This is a genomic window from Streptomyces sp. NPDC002057, assembly GCF_040296665.1.
In the GTDB taxonomy this organism is placed as follows: Bacteria; Actinomycetota; Actinomycetes; order Streptomycetales; family Streptomycetaceae; genus Streptomyces.
The window spans coordinates 349,211-367,656 of sequence record NZ_JBEOXR010000001.1 but is presented as its reverse complement, the minus strand read 5'-3'; the positions used below and the strand labels follow the sequence as shown (position 1 = coordinate 367,656).

Below are 18,446 nucleotides of genomic sequence, written 5' to 3'. Positions count from 1 at the left end.
CGGGAGCGGGGGCCGGGGCCGTCTTCACGGCTGTCGGCGCGCGTACCGGGGGGGGAGCGCGGCGAAAGGCGTGGTCGGGCGGCTCTACGCTGGTTCCCTTCCGTCAAGTTGATCGAATGTCGAAAGGGTGGTCTTCAGGTGCTGGTCGCGGACCGATATCGGCTTCATGTGTGTATCGGCCGGGGCGGCATGGGTGAGGTGTGGCAGGCCACCGACGAGGTCCTCGGCCGCGACGTCGCCGTGAAGCTGATGCTCGCGCACGGGACCGACCCCTCCGCCGCCGACCGGTTCCGGCTGGAGGCGCAGACCGCCGCCCGGCTGAGCCACCCGCACGTGGTGGGCGTCTTCGACTTCGGCACGTGGGACGGAAAGCTGTTCCTCGTCATGGAGTTGGTGGAGGGCGACAGTCTCGCCGGGAGTCCCTCCGATCCGCTGGTGCTGCCGGCCGAGCGGGTCGCCGTGGTCGCCGCCCACGCGGCCGCCGGGCTCGCCGCGGCGCACCGGCAGGGTGTCGTGCACCGGGACATCAAGCCGGGGAACCTGCTGGTCGACGCCGACGGGACGGTGAAGCTGGCCGACTTCGGCATCGCGCGCTTCGTCGACGACCCGTCGGGGGCGCTCACGACGACCGGTCAGATCGTGGGCACGGGGCTGTACCTGGCCCCCGAGCGGGCCCTCGGGCAGTCCGCGTCGCCCGCCTCCGACGTGTACTCGCTGGGCTGTGTGCTCTACCAACTCCTCACCGGGCGTCCGCCGTTCCGCGCGGACACGGCCACCGCCCTGCTGTACCAGCACATCGACACCGCCCCGATGCCGCCCGGCCGGCTGGGGGTGGCGCTGCCGCCCGAGTTCGAGACGTACCTGCTGAGCCTGCTGGCCAAGCAGCCGGAGCAGCGGCCGCCGGCGCAGGCCATCGCGGACTGGTTCTCCTCCGGCGCGTGGCGCGCCTACTCCCCGCCGGCCCCGGCGCACCACCGGCCCCCGGCGGCGCACCGCGCCCCCCACCACGCCCCTCACCACAGCGCGGGCCCGCCGTCGGCCGGCTCCACCGGGCCCGCGCCCCTGCCGCCGTCCGCGCCCATGCCCGTACCGGCTCCCAGACCCGCGCCCGGGCGGGGGCGCGGACCCGCGTCGGGGCAGATCCGCAGACCGGCGCAGACCGGCGCCGGCTCGTCCCGGCGGCGTGAGCGGCCCGGCACCTCCGGTGGCGGTCTGGCGGAGCTCTCCCGGCGCCGTCCCCGCAAGACGGCCGCCGTGGCCGGTGCCATCGCCTTCGTGGTCTTCCTGGTCATCGGGATGGCCTGGCTCTCCTGAGGCCGCCCCGCGGTCGGGCGGCCCCTCCGCTCAGTAGGCCCGCGGGGCCATCACCTGTGGCTCCCCGTCCGCCGTCGCGATCAGCAGGCAGCGCGGCGTGCCGGGCCCCGGGGTGACGCGTACCGCCACCGGTGTCGGTGGGTCGGTCGGCAGCTCGACCGGGACGGTGAGGGGCCCGTCGCCCTTGCTCTTGGCGTACCCGGTCTCCTTGCCGTCGACCAGGATCTCGACGATCCAGCTGTGCCCGGTGTGCACGGTCGTGGAGACCGAGTGTCCGAGGTGGTCGATGTGGAAGTGGTGCCGTCGGCTCATGGGTCACCTCCGTACCTCCAGAGTAGGGAGGGAGCGCCGGGTCCGCCGTCCCGACGGCGGCCGGAGACGGCCGGAGCGCGGCCGGAGTGCGGCGTCACCGGCCCGGTGTTCAGATGGACCGGTACGCCGATCACCGCCCGCGCGGAACGGAGCACCGGTTCATGAGCGACACCCTGCCCTCCTTCGAGGACACCACCGACTTCGAGAACGCCGACCGGGGCTTCCTGGGCGCCCTCGTGCCCGGCGCGGTCGCGGCCGCCGACGGCCGGACGGTCTGGGACGGCGACGTCTACGGCTTCCTGAAGGCGGAGTGCCCCGACACCGCGCACCCGAGCCTCTGGCGCCAGGCGCAGCTCTGTTCCCGGCAGGGCCTGTACGAGGTCACCGAGGGCATCTACCAGGTGCGGGGCCTCGACCTGTCGAACATGACGATCGTCGAGGGCGAGCGCGGGATCGTCGTCATCGACCCCCTCATCTCCACCGAGACCGCGGCGGCCGCGCTCGCGCTGTACAAGGAGCACCGCGGCGACCGCCCGGTCACCGGCCTGATCTACACCCACTCGCACGGCGACCACTTCGGCGGCGCCCGCGGTGTCCTCCCGCACGGCGCGGAGGAGGGGGTCCCGATCCTCGCCCCGGCCGGTTTCCTGGAGCACGCGGTCAGCGAGAACGTGTACGCGGGCAACGCGATGACCCGCCGCGCGAGCTACATGTACGGGGCGAACCTGCCGAAGGCGCCGGACGCCCAGATCAGCGCCGGCCTCGGCCAGACCACCTCCCTCGGCACCATCAGCCTGATCCCGCCGACCGTGGACATCACGGAGACCGGCCAGGAGGAGACGGTCGACGGGGTGCGGATCGTCTTCCAGCTGACGCCGGGCACCGAGGCACCGGCCGAGATGAACTTCCTCTTCCCCGACCACCGCGCCCTGTGCCTGGCCGAGAACGCCACGCACAACATGCACAACGTCCTGACCCTGCGCGGCGCGGTCGTCCGCGACGCGCGGATCTGGGCCGCGTACCTCGACGAGGCGATCGACTGCTTCCACGGGCGGTACGACGTCGGTTTCGCCTCCCACCACTGGCCGACCTGGGGCCACGACAACGTGGTGGAGTTCCTGGCCGGGCAGCGCGACCTCTACGCGTACCTGCACGACCAGTCGCTGCGGCTGCTCAACGAGGGCCTCACCGGGCCGGAGATCGCCGAGCGGATCGAGCTGCCGCCGGCCCTGGAGAAGTCCTGGCACGCGCGGGGCTACTACGGCTCGCTCCACCACAACTCCAGGGCGGTCTACCAGCGCTACCTGGGCTGGTTCGACGGCAACGTGGCCCATCTCTGGGAGCACCCGCCGACCGAGCTCGCCAAGCGGTACGTGGACGTGGCCGGCGGCCCCGCCGCGACCCTCGCCAAGGCCCGCGCGTACGCCGAGGAGGGCGACCTGCGGTTCGCGGCGACCCTCCTCGACCACCTGGTCTTCGCCGAGCCGGACGACGCCGAGGTGTACGGCGAGGCCAAGGAGGCCCTCGCCTCCGTGTACGACCGGCTCGGGTACGGCTCCGAGAACGGCACCTGGCGCAACTTCTACCTCACCTCGGCGCAGGAGCTGCGGGACGGCGTCTCCGGCGACATGGTCGACACGACCAACCCCGAGATGGCGATGGCCCTGACCGTGCCCATGCTCGTCGACTCGATCGCCGTCCGGATCGACGGCCCGCGCGCCTGGGACGAGGACCTGACCATCGACCTCGTCCTCGCGAACGAGGGGCGCCGCCGGCTCACCCTGCACAACGGGGCCCTCACCCACCGGGCCGTCGAGGGCGAGCCCCGGACTCCGGCCGGGCTCACCCTCACCCTGGGCAAGGCGCAGCTCCTCGGCCTGCTCGCCGGTGAGGAGCTGCGGGAGCTCGGGATCGGGGTGGAGGGCGATCCGGCCCTGCTGGCCCGGCTCTTCTCGTACGTCACGACGCCCGACCCCCGGTTCCCGATCGTCACCCCGTGAGGTCGCTCCGGTCCCCGCGTCCCGATCGTCACCCCGTGAGGTGGTCCCGATGACCGAGCGCCGTCCTCAGCGGCTCGCCCACGCGAGCGCCCCGAGCAGGATCAGGGTCAGGCAGATCCCGAGGTTGACCACCTTGTACTGGAGGAAGACCGCGACGAACTCGCGGATGGTCGCCGACGGCCAGAAGTAGGCGGCGGTCGGCGAGCCCACCACCTGGCCGTTCACGCCCGCCCTGCGGGCCGAGAGGGCGGCCCGGAAGGCGTGGAAGTTGTTGGTGACGATCACGCACGAGGAGCCCGGCCGGTCCCGCTCCATCAGCTCCTTGCTGAAGAGCATGTTCTCCTCGGTGGTCCGCGAGCGGTCCTCGCGGACCACGGCCTCCGGCGGGAACCCGCGCGCGACGAGGTAGTCGGCCATCGCGTGGGACTCGGGGAGTTCCTCGTCGGGTCCCTGCCCGCCCGAGGTGACGAGGACGGGGGCGTCGCCGTCCCGCCGCTCGTACGCGGCCAGCCTCTCGTACACCTCGCGTCCCCGGTCCAGGCGGCTGGCGAGGAGCGGGGGCACCCGGCGGCCGCCGATCAGGCCGGAGCCGAGGACGACCACGTAGTCGGCGTCGCGGCGGATCCGCATCCGGCCGTACAGGTAGGCGTAGCCGACGAAGCAGACGAAGAGGAAGGAGACGTAGCCGAGGACGAAGAGGGTGGTGACGACCACTATCCGCAGGGTCCAGGACTGGATGGCGGCCGCGGACACGGCCAGGGCCATCACCCCGAACATGCCGAGCCCGGCGAGGAGCGAGAGCAGGTTGCCCGGGCTTCTGCCCTCCTTGCGGACCATCTTCACGCCGTTCCACGTGAGCAGCCCCGCGAGGACCACCGGGCCGATCCCGAGCACGAGGAGCGCGACGACCATCACGGACTCGGCGACTCCGGGCGGGGCGTCGTCGATCCCCGCGATCAGTCCGATGCCCAGGAAGGTGACGGCGAGGCCGAGGAGCACGGCGTTGCCGAAGCGGCGCCGGTCCCGCCGCACGCCGAGCCCGAAGAACAGCAGGAAGACCGCGGCCACGGCGAAGGCGAAGGACATGCGGGCCATCGTAGGCACGGCGACCGACAAGGGCGTGAACGGCGGGGGCGCCCCGGGCCGGGGCGCGCTGACGAACCCGGGCCGGGTCCGGGTGCCGGCCCTACCCCTCCCCCGCCAGCGCGAACAGGCCGCGCCGTGCGCCCTCTTCGTACGCGCACCGCAGTTCCCGGCCGTCGAGCAGCGACCGGAGGACCGTCTCGCTGCGGGCGCGGGTCACGACGCAGTGCTCCGCCGGCCGGTACGAGGAGTCGAAGACGGAGCTCCGCAACAGGTCCACCGCGCCGAGCAGATGGGCCGCCTCGTCGCGCCGCCCGGCCGACACCCGGATCTGCGCCAGGAGTTCCGCCGCGGCGGCCGCACCCGCCGCCGAACCCATCCGCAGGTGCTCGCGCACCGCCCGCCGGGCGTGCGCGGCGGCCCGCTCCAGCTCTCCGTCCCACACGGCGAGTTCGGCCCGGACGTGGTGCGCCCAGGCCTCGGTACACACGTCACGGCCGGCCCGGGGCCACCGGCTCTCGCGGTCCAGCTCCCCCTGGTCCAGCGCCTCCTGCGCCGCCTCGGGGTCCGTGGGGCACAGGGCGAGCGCCAGGCCGACCCAGCACGCCTGCCGGGTCGGCCCGAACTCCGGGTCCTCCGCCATCAGCGCGAGCGCCTCCCGGAACTCGTCCGCCGCCGCGCGCGTACGCCCCTGGTAGAGGGCGGTCGCGCCCCGCAGATGGGCGAGCAGCCCCAGCGCGCGGTCGTCCCCGTCCCGTACGGCCGCCGCCCAGGCCCGGGCGAGGAGCGGGTCGGCGTCCTCGGGGCGGCCCGACTCCAGCTCCAGGAAGGCGGCGAGCCACAGGGCGCGGGCGGTCGGCTCCCCGGCGGACAGGGAGAGGGCGTGGCGCAACCGGACCCGGCCCTCGGCGGCCCGCCCGCAGGCGACCCAGAGGAACCAGAGGGAGACGACGACCTCGACCGCCGTGCCGGCCTCGCCGCTCGGCGAGAGCGGCGCGGTCGTCGGGTCCATGGCGGCGGCCAGGTCGGGGAGTTCGCGCAGGGCCAGGTCGCGCGCGTCGCACTGGCGGCCGCTCTGCCACCGGTCGGCGGCCCGCCGGGCGAGCTTCACGCACCAGCGCCGGTGGCGCAGGACGACGGCCCGGCGTTCGCCGCGCTCGGTGAGCCGGCGGGCGCCCACGGCCCGCACGGGGTGCGGCATCCAGTAGCGGGGCACGTCGCCCTCGCCGTCGAACAGGTCGTCGACGGGAAGGAGGGCGGAGGGGGCGAGCCGGTCGAGGACGGACAGGACCGTCGTCGGGGGCAGCGGGCCCGCGGCGCACACCTCGCGGACGGCGTCGCGACCGAAGGCCCCCTCGAAGACGGAGAGCCGCTCCCACAGGAGCCGTTCGGCGGGCCCGCAGCGGTCGTACCCTTGCTCGGCGGCGGCGAGCTGCTCGGGGCTCACCGGCTCTCCCCAGAGCAGCGTCGACTCACCGGTTCCCGGTGGTCTCCCGAACCTCATCAGCTTCCCCGTCCGCTTCCCCGTCCGTGACTTACACCCGATCCGATGGCGAACAGACGCCGATGCGGCTTGAATGCATACGCCTCGGTCCACATCCTGGGGCGCCCTGGGACCCACACCCACGGTTTGCCGGGGATCGACCAGGGAGGGAAATGAGTACCGAGGAATCCGTCCTGGGAGAGGCGGATCTTTCGCTGATCCACGCACTGCAGGTCGCCCCGCGCGCCAGCTGGACCCAGCTGTCGGCGGTCCTGGGGCCGACCCCGGACACCCTCGCCCGGCGCTGGGAGCACCTCACGGCCGGCGGGTACGCCTGGAGTTCGCTGCTCGCCGCCCGCCACGCGACGGACGCGATGCTCTACGCCTGGGTGGAGCTGGAGTGCGTCGCGGGCGCCGCCGAGGCCACCGCGGTCGAGGTCTCGGCCGATCCGTGCACCCTCGGCGTCCACCAGGTGACCGGCGACGCCGATCTGGTCCTGCTGGTGGTCTGCCCCGACCTGTACGCGCTCGACGCCTACCTCTCCGGGCGGGTGCGGCTGCTGCCCGGGGTGCTCCGGGCCCGGACCCAGGTCGTCACACGGCTGCACAACCGCCCGTACCGCTCGCGGATCGAGCAGCTCACCCCGTCACAGGTCCAGCTCCTCACGGAGCTCACGGGCGGGGACCGGCGGGCGCGGGCGCCGTCGCGCCCCCACCCGAACCTCACGGAGCTCGACCGCCGGCTGGTCGCGGAGCTGGCCGGGGACGCCCGCCGCAGCGCCGCCGAACTGGCCCGGCAGTGCGGTACGAGCGAGTCGACGGTACGGCGGAGGCTGGACGTCCTCACGGCGGGCGGCGTCCTCCACCACCACTGCCTGCCGGCCCCGAGGTTCTCCGGGCGCCCGGTGTGGGCGATGGTCACGACCGACGTACCGCCCCTGGAGGTGCCGACGACGGTGGCGGCGCTGGCGCGGCTGCGCCAGACCCGGCTGGTCACCTCGGTCACCGGCCCGCACAACCTCGCGGTCGCCCTGTGGCTCCGCACGGTCGACGAACTGCACGAGGTCACGGCGGCGCTCGTACGGGCCGCCCCGGCGCTCCGGATCGCGGGCACCGCGCTCTCGCTGCGCACCCACAAGATAGGGGCCCAGGTCCTCGGGCCGGACGGGCGGCGGACCCATTACGTGCGTCCTGACACGCCCGCCTGAGGCGTGGACCTCACGGGCGGACGCGCCGTGATCCGGCTCGGGCTGGCCCGGACGCCTTGGCCTCTCGGGGCGGCGGACGCCGTGGCCCCTCAGGCCGGCCTGGACGCCTTGACCGAGTACATCAGCGGGATGCGGGGGCGGTCCGCCGGGAAGCGGTAGTAGCCGTCCTCGTGCCGCTGGAGCGCTCCGTAGCGGGGGAACAGCGAGGCCTCGTGCTCGTGCAGGAACTCGATCCGCAGCCCCGCCTTCGCGAGCGCGGTGACGACCTCGCCGACCGGGTGCACCCATTCCACGCTGCGGTTGTGGACGGTGGCGGCGTCGAGCTCGGCGTACGTGCCCGGGGAGGTGTCCACCCAGGGTTCGCGGACGAAGTAGTCGTGCACGATCCGGCTGCCGGTCTCGTCGTCGAGCGAGTCGGTGAACGGATGGAACTCCGCCACGTACAGGAAGCCGCCGGGGGCGACGAGCGAGGCGGCGGTCTCCGCCCAGCGCTCGATGTCGGGCAGCCAGCTCAGCGCCCCGCTGCCGGTGTAGACGATGTCGTACGCGCTGTCCGGGACGGCCTCGGCGGCGTCGTACACGTCGGCGGCGACGAAGGCCGCCCGGTCCTGGGTGAGGCCCAGGTCGGCGGCGAGCGAGCGGGCGGTCTCGACGGCCGGCTCGGAGAAGTCCAGGCCGACGACGTGCGAGGCGCCGTGGCGCGCCCAGGAGAGGGTGTCCAGGCCGATGTGGCACTGGAGGTGCAGCAGGGAGCGTCCGGTGACGTCGCCGACCTCCGCGAGCTCGAAGTCCCGCAGGGCGTCCTTGCCCGCCCGGAAGGTGTCGAGGTCGTAGAAGGCGCTGGCGGCGTGGATCGGGACGCGCTCGTCCCAGCGCGCGCGGTTGGCCTCGCGCCAGTCCTCGGGGATCGGTGAGTACATGTCGGCGAGGTTATCCACAGGTTGAGGGGGACGCGACCTGATTGTCCGCCGCGCGGAGCATCATGGGAGCCATGACTGAGAGCAAGAACGCCGGGCTCGACGACGGGCTCACCGACCGGACCCCCACGTGGGAGCGGCGCTTCCGCGCACCGCGTGTCTCCCTGCCCGAGTGGGCCGAGGAGGCCCCCGACCACTCGCTCTTCGTGTCGAACGCGACGGGCACGTACGAGCTGTACGCCTGGGACCGGGCGAGCGGGGAGCAGCGGCAGGTCACGGACCGGCCGAACGGCACGACGGACGGCACGCTGTCGCCGGACGGCGCCTGGATCTGGTGGTTCGCGGACACCGACGGGGACGAGTTCGGCGTGTGGATGCGCCAGCCGTTCGGCGGCGGCGCGGACGAGCCGGCCGTGCCCGGCCTCGACGCCTCCTACCCGGCGGGGCTGGCCATCGGCCGGGAGGGCACGCTGGTGGTGGGCCGCTCCACGGACGAGGACGGCTCGACGATCCATCTCGTGCGCCCCGGGGCGGACGCCCCGGTCGAGATCTACCGGCACCGGGAGTCGGCCGGGGTCGGCGACCTGTCGTACGACGGCGCGCTGATCGCCGTCGAGCACACCGAGCACGGGGACGCGATGCACTCGGCGCTGCGGGTGCTGCGCGCCTCGGACGCGAGCGTGCTCGCGGAGCTCGACGACACCAAGGGCGGCACGGAGGAGCTGGGACTCTCGGTCCTCGGCTTCGCCCCGGTCGCCGGGGACACCCGGCTGCTCGTCGCGCACCAGCGGCGCGGCCGGTGGGAGCCGACGCTCTGGGACGTGGCGGCGGGCACCGAGACGGAGCTCTCGCTCGACCTGCCGGGCGACGTGTCGGCCGAGTGGTACCCGGACGGCTCCGGCCTGCTGATCGTGCACAGCTTCGAGGCCCGCAGCGAGCTGTGGCGGTACGAGATCGCCACCGGCGCGCTGGTCCGGGTGGAGACCCCGCCCGGTTCGGTGTCGAGCGCCACGGCCCGCCCGGACGGCAGCGTGGAGTACCTGTGGTCCTCGGCCGCCGAGCCGCCGGTGGTGCGCTCCACGGACGGCGGTGTCGTCCTCGATCCGCCCGGTCCCAAGGCTCCGCCGTCGGTGCCGGTGGAGGACGTGTGGGTGGAGGGCCCCGGCGGCAGGGTCCACGCGCTGGTGCAGCGCCCGGCGGGCGAGGGCCCCTTCCCGACCGTCTTCGAGGTGCACGGCGGCCCGACGTGGCACGACAGCGACGCCTTCGCCTCGGGTCCGGCGGCCTGGCTGGACCACGGGTACGCGGTGGTGCGGGTCAACTACCGGGGTTCGACGGGGTACGGCCGGGAGTGGACGGACGCGCTCAAGCACCGGGTCGGCCTGATCGAGCTGGAGGACATCGAGGCGGTCCGCGCGTGGGCGGTGGAGAGCGGCCTCGCCGACCCGGCGCGGCTCGTCCTGTCCGGCGGCTCCTGGGGCGGCTACCTCACCCTCCTCGGCCTGGGTACCCGGCCCGACGCGTGGGCGGTCGGCCTCGCGGCGGTCCCGGTCGCGGACTACGTCGCGGCGTACGAGGACGAGATGGAGGCCCTCAAGGCGCTGGACCGGACGCTGCTCGGCGGCTCCCCGGAGGAGGTGCCCGAGCGGTTCGCGGCCTCGTCGCCGCTGACGTACGTGGACGCGGTGAAGGCCCCGGTGCACATCTCGGCGGGCGTCAACGACCCGCGCTGCCCGATCCGTCAGATCGAGAACTACGTCGACCGGCTCGTGGCCCGGGGCGCGGTCCACGAGGTCTACCGCTACGACGCGGGCCACGGCTCGCTCGTGGTGGAGGAGCGGATCAAGCAGGTCGCCCTGGACCTCGCGTTCGCCGCGAAGCACCTGGGGACCCGGCCGACGGAGGGCTGAGGCCCCTTGCGTACCGTGGGGGCGTGTACCGGTTCCTGAGAACGCCCCGCTGGTGGGGGATCAACGTCTTCGTCCTGCTGGCGATCCCGTTCTGCGTCTTCATGGGGACCTGGCAGATGGGCAAGTTCGAGGATCGCGTCGACTCCCATCAGGAGGCGGAGCAGCGGCCGGCCGCGAGCACGCTGAAGGCGGAGCCGCTGGACGCGCTGCTGCCGGTGGACAAGGAGACCTCGGGCCGGTCGGCCGAGGCGCGCGGCCGGTTCGGGGACCAGTTCCTCGTCCCGGGCCGTGAGCTGGACGGCCGGACCGGTTCGTACGTCCTGACGATGCTGCGGACGGACGCCGGCCGGTCGCTGCCGGTGGTCCGGGGCTGGCTCCCCACGGGCGCGAAGGCCCCCGTACCGCCGTCCGGCGAGGTCACGGTGGTGGGCGCGCTCCAGGCCTCGGAGAACCCGGGCACGAAGGGCGTCCGCACGGCCGGCGGGCTGCCCGAGGGCCAGCTGGGCATGATCAGCGCGGCGGCTCTGGTGAACGTGGTCACGGACGACGTGTACGACGCCTGGATCACCCTCGCCGACTCCCCCGCGGGCCTCAGCCCGGTCCCGGCGGCCGCGGCGGCGGGCACGAGCCTGGACGCCAAGGCGTTCCAGAACCTCGGTTACACCGCGGAGTGGTTCGTCTTCGCGGGCTTCGTGATCTTCATGTGGTTCCGCCTGGTGCGCCGCGAGGCGGAGGCGAACCGCGACGAGGCTCTGGGCCTGTAGACGGCACGGCCCCCGGGACCGGGGGCCCGAGGGCCGCTCCCGTTCCGGGGGTCCGTGAACCGTTCCGTGCTCCGGGGGCCGGGGGCTCAGCCGGCCAGGACGCCGGTGCGGTAGATGGTGCCCGCGCAGGCGTTCGGGATGGACGCCGACGCCGAGGGGCCGCCCGGCTCAGCGACATGGCTGACCAGGACGCTGCCGTCCGCGAGGCCGCCGTCCGCGCGGAGCAGCTGCGGCGCGGCACCCGCGTCCGCGCCCGCCTCCGAGCCGGTGCCCGGCACGGTGCCGCCGCCCCCGGAGCCCGCGCCCTCGGTGGGTTCGGGGTTGCCCGTGGGTTCCGTCGGCGGGGCCGTCGTGGGCGGCGTGGTCGGCTCCACGGTCGGCGGGGGCTCGGTGGGCGTCGGGGTGGTCCCGGTCGTGGGGCAGGTCTCGCTCGGCACCCAGACGAACTTCACCTCGTAGGAGCCGCTCGGCTTCAGGAGGAGCGAGGACGACTCCTGCGAGGGGTCGGGCAACCCGCCGCCGCCGTCGCCCGAGGTGTGCCGGACCACCGAGATCCGGCCGGGGTCGGCCGCGCCGCGGGCCTCGAAGCTGACGATCCCGCTGCCGTCCACGACACAGTCCTGGCCGGAGACGTTGGCGATGCGGAAGGTGCCGTACACCCGGCCGTCGCCGTCGGGTCCGCCGGCGTCGGCGCCGCTGACGCCGAGCTGGCCGGCCTCGCACCGCGGCGCGGAGCCGCCGCCCGCGCCCTGCGGCTGGCGCGGGCCGGTGCCGGAGATGCCGGGACCGGGTCGCTGCGGCTCGCCCTCGGAACCGTCGGCCGCGCCCTGGCTCGGGGAGACGCTGCTCGCGGGGGCCGTGGAGCTCTTGCCGCCCTCGACGCCGGTCTCGGTGCCGGTGCCGCCCTGGGCCTCCTCGCCGTGGCCCGCGTTCACCGGGTTGCCGGCGGCGGAGACGCCACCGGAGGCGGCGACGTGCACGAAGGCCGGGACGGCCGTGCCGATGAGAACGGCCGCGGCGGCGGCGCCCACGATCGCCTGGCGCTTGCGGGCGCGCCGGGCGGGCACGGCGCGGCGCAGGTGCTCCAGCGAGCCCTGGGAGGGCTCCAGGCCGGACACCGCGCCCTGGAACAGCCGCCGCAGCGCGAGTTCGTCGTCTCCGTCGCCCTCGCCGGGCTCGATGTTCACCATGCGCTGTCCACTCAGATCGTCACGTTCGTCTCGGGCGTCGCCGTCGCCGTCCTTGGCAGGTGCCTCGCTCATGACGTCGTCGCCCCCATCGCGACGCGCAGCGCCGCGATGCCCCGCGAACCGTACGCCTTCACCGAGCCCAGGGATATTCCGAGCGCCTCGGCGACCTGCACCTCGGTCATGTCCGAGAAGTACCGCAGGGCGAGCACCTCGCGCTGGCGCCGCTGGAGTCCGCGCATCGCCTTGATGAGGTCCTCGCGCTCCAGCTGGTCGTAAGCGCCCTCCTCCGCGCTGGCCATGTCCGGCATCGGCTTGGACAGCAGCTTGAGTCCGAGGATGCGGCGGCGCAGCGCGGACCGGGAGAGGTTGACGACGGTCTGGCGCAGGTAGGCGAGCGTCTTCTCCGGTTCACGGACCCGCTTGCGGGCCGAGTGGACGCGGATGAACGCCTCCTGGACGACGTCCTCGCAGGAGGCCGTGTCGTCGAGGAGCAGCGCGGCGAGACCGAGCAGCGACCGGTAGTGGGCGCGGTAGGTCTCGGTCAGGTGGTCGACGGTGGTCCCGGCCGCGGCGGCGCCTTCGGCGCTCGTCCGGGGCGACGGGATGCCGTCCACCGCGCTCGCGCGGGATCCGGTGGGCACGGGCGCGATCACCGGCATGCCGCCGAGAGGGCGCGGGCGCCTGAACGCGCCGGCCGCTGGGGTGCGTACGGGGACGACGCCGACGCTCCGCACGGGGAGCACCGCCGTGCCCGCGCCGCGCAGCGGGGCGATGGTCGCGATGTCGAGTACCTCTGCCACGCCTGTTGGACACGCTTCCCCCCGGCAGGGTTGTACGCGTACGCCACCCTTTTCAACGGTGAGTTGTTCATCCCCATGCGTAACTGTTCTCCCCCTATGCCCCACTTTCACAGCGTGTTCCGCGCCACACGGTCGTGGGTGCACGCAGAGACGCCCCCCACCCAACTACTGGTTGCAGCAAGGGGGAAGAGCATCGTCAACCACGGCATCACCGCAGTTCAAGAGGTATCTGACGCCTAATTGCTCACAGGTCGTTCACAGATCCTACAAAGCTGTGACAACCGATTCCGCGATCTGGAGGGCGTTGAGGGCCGCTCCCTTGCGCAGATTGTCGGCGCAGACGAAGAAATCGAGCGCCCGCTCGTCGTCCATGGAGCGCCGCACCCGCCCGACCCAGGCGGGGTCGGTGCCGACGACGTCGGCGGGGGTGGGGAAGTCGCCCGAGGCGGGGTCGTCGTACAGCACGACCCCGGGCGAGGTCGCCAGGATCTCGTGCGCGCGCCCGACCGGCACGGGGTGCTCGAAGCGGGCGTGCACGGAGACGGAGTGCCCGGTGACGACGGGAACCCGCACACAGGTGGCGGCGACCCGCAGGGCGGGAAGTCCGAGGATCCGGCGGGTCTCGTCCCGTACGCGCTCCTCCTCCGAGGAGGCCCCGCCGGCGCCCGCCGTGCCCGACCAGGGCAGGACGTTGAGCGCGAGGGGCCCGGGGAAGGGGCCGGTGGTCTCGCCGACCGCCCGCCGTACGTCTCCGGGGTGGGTGCCCAGGTCGCCGCGGCCGGCCACCAGGCCGAGCTGGGCCCGGAGCGCCTCGACGCCCGCCTGGCCGGCCCCGGCGCCGCTGGCGGCCTGCTGGGCGGTGACGACGAGCTCGGTGAGCCCGAACTCGGCATGCAGGGCGCCCACGGCGACGATCAGCGCGAGGGTGGTGCAGCCGGGGCTCGCCACGATGCCCCGGGGCCGGACGCGCGCCGCGTGGGCGTTGGTCTCGGGGACCACGAGGGGCACGTCGGGGTCCGCCCGGAAGGCGGCGGAGGTGTCCACGACGACGGCGCCCTTGGTGGCGGCGACGGGTGCCCAGCGGGCGGCCACCGCCTCGGGCACCAGGAAGAGCGCCAGGTCGACGCCTTCCAGCGCCTCCTCGGTCAGCGCGAGGATCTCGCACTCCTCCCCGCGCACGGGGGCCTTGCGGCCCGCCGAGCGCGGGGAGGCGAGGAGGCGTATGTCGCCCCAGACGTCCGCGTGGTGCGTGAGCATCTGGAGCATCACCGAGCCGACGGCCCCGGTCGCACCGACGACCGCGAGCGTCGGCTTCGGTGTCATCGGCCGGTGCCTCCGTAGACGACGGCCTCGTCCGAGTCGCTGTCCAGGCCGAAGGCGCTGTGCACGGCGCGCACGGCCTCGTTGACGTCGTCGGCGCGGGTGACGACCGAGATGCGGATCTCGGAGGTCGAGATGAGCTCGATGTTCACGCCCGCGTCGGAGAGCGCGCGGAAGAAGTCCGCGGTGACGCCCGGGTTGGTCTTCATCCCGGCGCCGACCAGGGAGATCTTGCCGATCTGGTCGTCGTAGCGGAGCGAGTCGAAGCCGATCGCGCCCTTCGCCTTCTCCAGGGCGTCGATGGCCTTGCGGCCCTCGGCCTTGGGGAGGGTGAAGGAGATGTCCGTGAGGCCGGTGGAGGCGGCGGACACGTTCTGCACGATCATGTCGATGTTGATCTCGGCGTCCGCGACGGCACGGAAGATGGCCGCGGCCTCGCCCGGCTTGTCCGGCACGCCGACGACGGTGATCTTCGCCTCGGAGGTGTCGTGGGCGACGCCCGAGATGATGGCCTGCTCCACCTTGCGGTCCCCTTGCGGCTCGTTGCTGACCCAGGTGCCCTGCAGTCCCGAGAAGGACGAGCGGACGTGGATCGGGATGTTGTAGCGACGCGCGTACTCGACGCACCGGTGCAGCAGCACCTTGGAGCCGGAGGCGGCGAGCTCCAGCATGTCCTCGAAGGAGATCCAGTCGATCTTCTTCGCCTTCTTCACCACGCGCGGGTCGGCCGTGAAGACGCCGTCGACGTCGGTGTAGATCTCACAGACCTCGGCGTCGAGCGCCGCCGCGAGGGCCACGGCGGTGGTGTCGGACCCGCCACGGCCCAGCGTGGTGATGTCCTTCTTGTCCTGGGAGACGCCCTGGAACCCGGCGACGATGGCGATGTTGCCCTCGTCGAGGGCGGTACGGATCCGGCCCGGCGTGACATCGATGATGCGCGCTTTGTTGTGGACCGAGTCGGTGATGACACCGGCCTGGCTGCCCGTGAAGGACTGGGCCTCGTGGCCCAGGTTCTTGATCGCCATGGCCAGCAGGGCCATCGAGATCCGCTCTCCCGCGGTCAACAGCATGTCGAACTCACGCCCGGCAGGGATCGGGGATACCTGCTCGGCGAGATCGATCAGCTCGTCCGTCGTGTCGCCCATCGCGGAAACCACGACGACCACCTGGTGGCCGTTCTTCTTGGCATCCACGATCCGCTTGGCGACGCGCTTGATGCCTTCGGCATCGGCAACGGAGGAGCCTCCGTACTTCTGCACGACAAGGCCCACGTGCGCTCCTCGCTCAGTGTGTGCCGCAGCCGGTGCTGCGATCGACTCAGTCTAACGAGCGACCCGCGAACACCTACGTGATATCGGATGGTGAGACAGGGCGCTCACGGAGTGATCATCACGCGCTTTCAGAGCCGCTCGGACAGCCCCAGCGGAGCACCGATCTCCTCCGCCATCACACGGCCCGCCTCCTCGGCGAGGTCGTCCTCCGTCAGGTCCTCGTCCGTGTCGAGGCCGTCGAGGGCCGCGAGCGGCTGGTCGAGGCGGACGTGGGCGACGAGGGACTGGAGGGCGCGGAGGGTGGCCGAGGCGGTGGGTCCCCAGTTGGAGAAGTACGAGAACTGCCACCACCACAGGGCCTCGCTGGTCCGGCCCGCCCGGTAGTGGGCCAGACCGTGCCGCAGGTCGGTGACGATGTCGGCGAGGTTGTCGGAGATGCGGGCCGGGACCGGGGCCTTGCGCGGCTCGTACGGGTCGAAGACCTCGGAGAAGACGTCGACCGGGTCGAGGAGCACGGCGAACCGCTCGCGCAGGTCGTCCACGTCCGGCTCGGGACCGGTGTCCGTCTCGTACTGCTCGTCCGGGACGATGTCCTCGTGCGCGCCGAGCCGCCCGCCCGCCAGGAGCAGCTGGGAGACCTCCAGGAGCAGGAAGGGCACCGCGCTGTCCGGCTCGTCGCCCTTGGCGACCTCGGTGGTCGCGACGATGAAGCTCTCGATGGAGTCGGCGATCTGGACCGCGAAGTCGTCGGGGTTCTGCGTGATCGCGTGCAGCGTGGGGTCAGACATCGAGGAGCCTCCCTGAGAGCGCGCCGGCCCGGTCGTCATACATCTAGCAGCCTCCGCCCCTCGAAAGCACGGCCGAGGGTCACTTCGTCGGCGTACTCCAGGTCGCCGCCGACGGGGAGCCCGCTCGCGAGCCGGGTGACCTTCAGTCCCATGGGCTTGATCATCCGCGCCAGATAGGTCGCGGTGGCCTCGCCCTCCAGGTTCGGGTCGGTCGCGAGGATCAGCTCGGTGACGGCGCCGTCCGCGAGCCGCGCCAGCAGCTCGCGGATGCGCAGGTCGTCCGGGCCGACGCCGTCGATCGGGCTGATCGCGCCGCCGAGGACGTGGTACCGCCCCCGGAACTCGCGGGTCCGCTCGATCGCGACGACGTCCTTGGGCTCCTCGACCACACAGATGACGGTCAGGTCGCGGCGGGGGTCGCGGCAGATGTTGCACTGCTCCTGCTGGGCCACGTTGCCGCAGACCGCGCAGAACCTGACCTTCTCCTTGACCTCCAGGAGCGCGTGCGCGAGCCGGCGGACGTCCGTCGGCTCGGCCTGGAGGATGTGGAAGGCGATCCGCTGCGCGCTCTTGGGACCGACGCCGGGCAGCCTGCCCAGTTCGTCGATGAGGTCCTGAACCACGCCTTCGTACACGGAACGCCCCTTCAAGGGAGTGCTTGATTCTTACGGTAGTGGCTGAAAGCGAGCCTTAGAAGCCCACGGGGGTGAAGGAAGCGGGGGGGCTCAGAAGCCCAGGCCCGGCATTCCGCCCATGCCCTGCGCCAGCGGACCGAGCTTGGCCTGCTGGAGCTGCTGCGCGTTGTCGTTGGCGGCCTGGACGGCGGCCACGATCAGGTCGGCGAGCGTCTCGGTGTCCTCCGGGTCGACCGCCTTCGGGTCGATCACGAGGCCGCGCAGGTCGCCGGAGCCGGTCACGGTCGCCTTGACCAGGCCGCCGCCCGCCTGTCCCTCGACCTCGGTCGCGGCCAGCTCCTGCTGGGCGCGGGCGAGGTCCTGCTGCATCTTCTGGGCCTGCTGGAGAAGCTGCTGCATGTTGGGCTGACCACCACCGGGAATCACGGTCACTCCTGAGGTTCGGTACGTCCGTATGTCGGTACGCCGAGCCTACGTGGTCCCCGCTCGCCCTGCCTCCATCACTCTTTCGGGTGAGAAACTGCGGGCTCCTCTACCTGATCAACACCCTCTTGCGGGCGGAAATCCTGGGATTCCGGGCCCGTCGCCCACCATTCGGCGGTAGGAAGGGCAGGCACCACGTGCACCGCACGTCACAGAAGGACACGAGCACTGAGCTGAACAGAGGAGTCCCCCGGTGAGCCAGCAGCCGGAGATGCAGCCACCGGGACCCCCCGGGGGAGACGTCCACCGCGATCTGACCGGTACGCCGTTCCCCCTGGGCGACTGGGGCGAGCCCGCCGAACGGCTCGACGAGCTGTACCGCCGGGTGGAGTCCCACGCCCTGCGCACCGCCGAGTGGTACCTCTCGGACCGCGCCCGCAAGCGCCGCGGTGCCCGGATCCTGCGGATCGGCACGGCCGCCGGGGTGATCGCCGGCGCCGCCCTCCCGCTGCTCGACCTGACCGGCGTGACGGAGGGCACCGTCGGCTGGGGCTACCTCTCGCTGCTGCTCGGCGCCGCCTGCGTGGCCTGCGACCGGTACTTCGGCCTGACGTCCGGCTGGATGAGGGACGTGGCGACGGCACAGGCCGTGCAGCGCCGCCTCCAGGCCCTCCAGTTCGACTGGGCCTCGGAGAGCGTCCGGGAGGTGCTGGGCCCCACCGAGGGCACCGCCAGCGAGGCGGCCGAGCGGTGTCTCGGCGTGCTGCGCCGCTTCTCGGAGGACGTGACCGAGCTCGTACGGGCGGAGACCGCGGACTGGATGGTCGAGTTCCGCTCGGGTCCCGCGCCGCTCGCGCTCCAGTCGGTGGGCGTGATGCCCGCCCGGACCGAGGGTTCCCACCCCTCGGGCCGCTTCCCGCTGCCGCCCGGGACCCGTCCGAACATGCCGCGCCAGCGGCCCCCGGAGGCCCGCTAGGACCGTCCGGGGCCGCTCGGCTCCGGGTCCGCCCGACTCCGGGCCGCTCGGC

17 protein-coding genes are annotated in these 18,446 nt (G+C 73.1%); 6 read left to right on the top strand and 11 right to left on the bottom strand.

All coding sequences use genetic code 11. The annotated features are described in order from the left end of the window. Positions 1-138 precede the first annotated feature (138 nt). Complete coding sequence (locus ABT129_RS01700; RefSeq protein ID WP_502981614.1) at positions 139-1,314, top strand: serine/threonine-protein kinase; 1,176 nt, start codon at positions 139-141, stop codon at positions 1,312-1,314. Between the two features lie 30 nt (positions 1,315-1,344). Here the strand turns inward: ABT129_RS01700 and ABT129_RS01695 are convergent, their stop codons facing one another. Continuing rightward, positions 1,345-1,626: a hypothetical protein gene (locus tag ABT129_RS01695; RefSeq protein ID WP_351895219.1), complete on the bottom strand. Its 282-nt coding sequence runs from the start codon at positions 1,624-1,626 to the stop codon at positions 1,345-1,347. A gap of 161 nt (positions 1,627-1,787) precedes the next feature. On the opposite strand from ABT129_RS01695, the gene ABT129_RS01690 reads away from it, so the two are divergent. Then, the gene (locus ABT129_RS01690; RefSeq protein WP_351895217.1) at positions 1,788-3,626 is read left to right on the top strand and encodes an alkyl/aryl-sulfatase; all 1,839 of its coding nucleotides are present in this window, start codon (positions 1,788-1,790) and stop codon (positions 3,624-3,626) included. A 66-nt stretch (positions 3,627-3,692) separates the two neighbouring features. Here the strand turns inward: ABT129_RS01690 and ABT129_RS01685 are convergent, their stop codons facing one another. Then, positions 3,693-4,712, bottom strand: coding sequence for a YdcF family protein (locus ABT129_RS01685; RefSeq protein WP_351895214.1), 1,020 nt, complete (start codon positions 4,710-4,712; stop codon positions 3,693-3,695). Positions 4,713-4,812: 100 nt separating this feature from the next. Beyond that, positions 4,813-6,156 (bottom strand): tetratricopeptide repeat protein, encoded by a 1,344-nt coding sequence (locus tag ABT129_RS01680; RefSeq protein WP_351895212.1) that lies wholly within the window; start codon positions 6,154-6,156, stop codon positions 4,813-4,815. A 209-nt stretch (positions 6,157-6,365) separates the two neighbouring features. Between ABT129_RS01680 and ABT129_RS01675 the strand changes: the two genes are divergently transcribed. Further along, complete coding sequence (locus ABT129_RS01675) at positions 6,366-7,400, top strand: Lrp/AsnC family transcriptional regulator (RefSeq protein WP_351895210.1); 1,035 nt, start codon at positions 6,366-6,368, stop codon at positions 7,398-7,400. Between the two features lie 89 nt (positions 7,401-7,489). On the opposite strand, the gene ABT129_RS01670 is transcribed toward ABT129_RS01675, so the two are convergent. After that, positions 7,490-8,320: a class I SAM-dependent methyltransferase gene (locus ABT129_RS01670; RefSeq protein WP_351895207.1), complete on the bottom strand. Its 831-nt coding sequence runs from the start codon at positions 8,318-8,320 to the stop codon at positions 7,490-7,492. Between the two features lie 62 nt (positions 8,321-8,382). Here ABT129_RS01670 and ABT129_RS01665 point away from each other — a divergent pair, with 62 nt between their 5' ends. Further along, positions 8,383-10,227: a S9 family peptidase gene (locus ABT129_RS01665; RefSeq protein WP_502981613.1), complete on the top strand. Its 1,845-nt coding sequence runs from the start codon at positions 8,383-8,385 to the stop codon at positions 10,225-10,227. A gap of 23 nt (positions 10,228-10,250) precedes the next feature. Next, positions 10,251-10,991 carry an SURF1 family protein gene (locus ABT129_RS01660; RefSeq protein ID WP_351895203.1) on the top strand — a complete coding sequence of 247 codons (741 nt, stop codon included), beginning with the start codon at positions 10,251-10,253 and terminating at the stop codon, positions 10,989-10,991. Between the two features lie 86 nt (positions 10,992-11,077). On the opposite strand, the gene ABT129_RS01655 is transcribed toward ABT129_RS01660, so the two are convergent. From ABT129_RS01655 to ABT129_RS01625, 7 genes are all read right to left on the bottom strand, one after another. After that, positions 11,078-12,253 carry a hypothetical protein gene (locus tag ABT129_RS01655; RefSeq protein WP_351895200.1) on the bottom strand — a complete coding sequence of 392 codons (1,176 nt, stop codon included), beginning with the start codon at positions 12,251-12,253 and terminating at the stop codon, positions 11,078-11,080. Beyond that, on the bottom strand, positions 12,250-12,981 hold the full coding sequence (locus tag ABT129_RS01650) for a SigE family RNA polymerase sigma factor (RefSeq protein ID WP_351895198.1): 732 nt from the start codon (positions 12,979-12,981) through the stop codon (positions 12,250-12,252). The genes ABT129_RS01655 and ABT129_RS01650 overlap by 4 nt, the downstream gene beginning before the upstream one ends. A 264-nt stretch (positions 12,982-13,245) precedes the next feature. Beyond that, positions 13,246-14,304: an aspartate-semialdehyde dehydrogenase gene (locus tag ABT129_RS01645; protein ID WP_351895196.1), complete on the bottom strand. Its 1,059-nt coding sequence runs from the start codon at positions 14,302-14,304 to the stop codon at positions 13,246-13,248. Next, positions 14,301-15,572 carry an aspartate kinase gene (locus ABT129_RS01640; protein WP_260228236.1) on the bottom strand — a complete coding sequence of 424 codons (1,272 nt, stop codon included), beginning with the start codon at positions 15,570-15,572 and terminating at the stop codon, positions 14,301-14,303. Before ABT129_RS01640 ends, ABT129_RS01645 begins: the two co-directional genes overlap by 4 nt. Before the next feature lie 128 nt (positions 15,573-15,700). Continuing rightward, on the bottom strand, positions 15,701-16,360 hold the full coding sequence (locus ABT129_RS01635; RefSeq protein WP_351895194.1) for a DUF5063 domain-containing protein: 660 nt from the start codon (positions 16,358-16,360) through the stop codon (positions 15,701-15,703). Positions 16,361-16,395: 35 nt separating this feature from the next. Continuing rightward, entirely contained in the window at positions 16,396-16,995 is a 600-nt protein-coding gene (gene recR, locus ABT129_RS01630) for a recombination mediator RecR (protein ID WP_351895192.1), read from the bottom strand. 90 nt (positions 16,996-17,085) lie between these two features. Beyond that, entirely contained in the window at positions 17,086-17,421 is a 336-nt protein-coding gene (locus ABT129_RS01625; protein ID WP_030209773.1) for a YbaB/EbfC family nucleoid-associated protein, read from the bottom strand. 268 nt (positions 17,422-17,689) lie between these two features. On the opposite strand from ABT129_RS01625, the gene ABT129_RS01620 reads away from it, so the two are divergent. Continuing rightward, the gene (locus tag ABT129_RS01620; protein ID WP_351895295.1) at positions 17,690-18,394 is read left to right on the top strand and encodes an SLATT domain-containing protein; all 705 of its coding nucleotides are present in this window, start codon (positions 17,690-17,692) and stop codon (positions 18,392-18,394) included. Positions 18,395-18,446: the final 52 nt, after the last annotated feature.

What these genes read in the sequence shown, in the direction of transcription:
- ABT129_RS01695 (WP_351895219.1), bottom strand. Translation starts at nt 1,626, where the DNA reads ATGAGCCGACGGCACCACTTCCACATCGACCACCTCGGACACTCGGTC.
- ABT129_RS01690 (WP_351895217.1), top strand. Translation starts at nt 1,788, where the DNA reads ATGAGCGACACCCTGCCCTCCTTCGAGGACACCACCGACTTCGAGAAC.
- ABT129_RS01685 (WP_351895214.1), bottom strand. Translation starts at nt 4,712, where the DNA reads ATGTCCTTCGCCTTCGCCGTGGCCGCGGTCTTCCTGCTGTTCTTCGGG.
- ABT129_RS01675 (WP_351895210.1), top strand. Translation starts at nt 6,366, where the DNA reads ATGAGTACCGAGGAATCCGTCCTGGGAGAGGCGGATCTTTCGCTGATC.
- ABT129_RS01670 (WP_351895207.1), bottom strand. Translation starts at nt 8,320, where the DNA reads ATGTACTCACCGATCCCCGAGGACTGGCGCGAGGCCAACCGCGCGCGC.
- ABT129_RS01665 (WP_502981613.1), top strand. Translation starts at nt 8,383, where the DNA reads ATGGGAGCCATGACTGAGAGCAAGAACGCCGGGCTCGACGACGGGCTC.
- ABT129_RS01655 (WP_351895200.1), bottom strand. Translation starts at nt 12,253, where the DNA reads ATGAGCGAGGCACCTGCCAAGGACGGCGACGGCGACGCCCGAGACGAA.
- ABT129_RS01645 (WP_351895196.1), bottom strand. Translation starts at nt 14,304, where the DNA reads ATGACACCGAAGCCGACGCTCGCGGTCGTCGGTGCGACCGGGGCCGTC.
- ABT129_RS01635 (WP_351895194.1), bottom strand. Translation starts at nt 16,360, where the DNA reads ATGTCTGACCCCACGCTGCACGCGATCACGCAGAACCCCGACGACTTC.
- ABT129_RS01620 (WP_351895295.1), top strand. Translation starts at nt 17,690, where the DNA reads ATGCAGCCACCGGGACCCCCCGGGGGAGACGTCCACCGCGATCTGACC.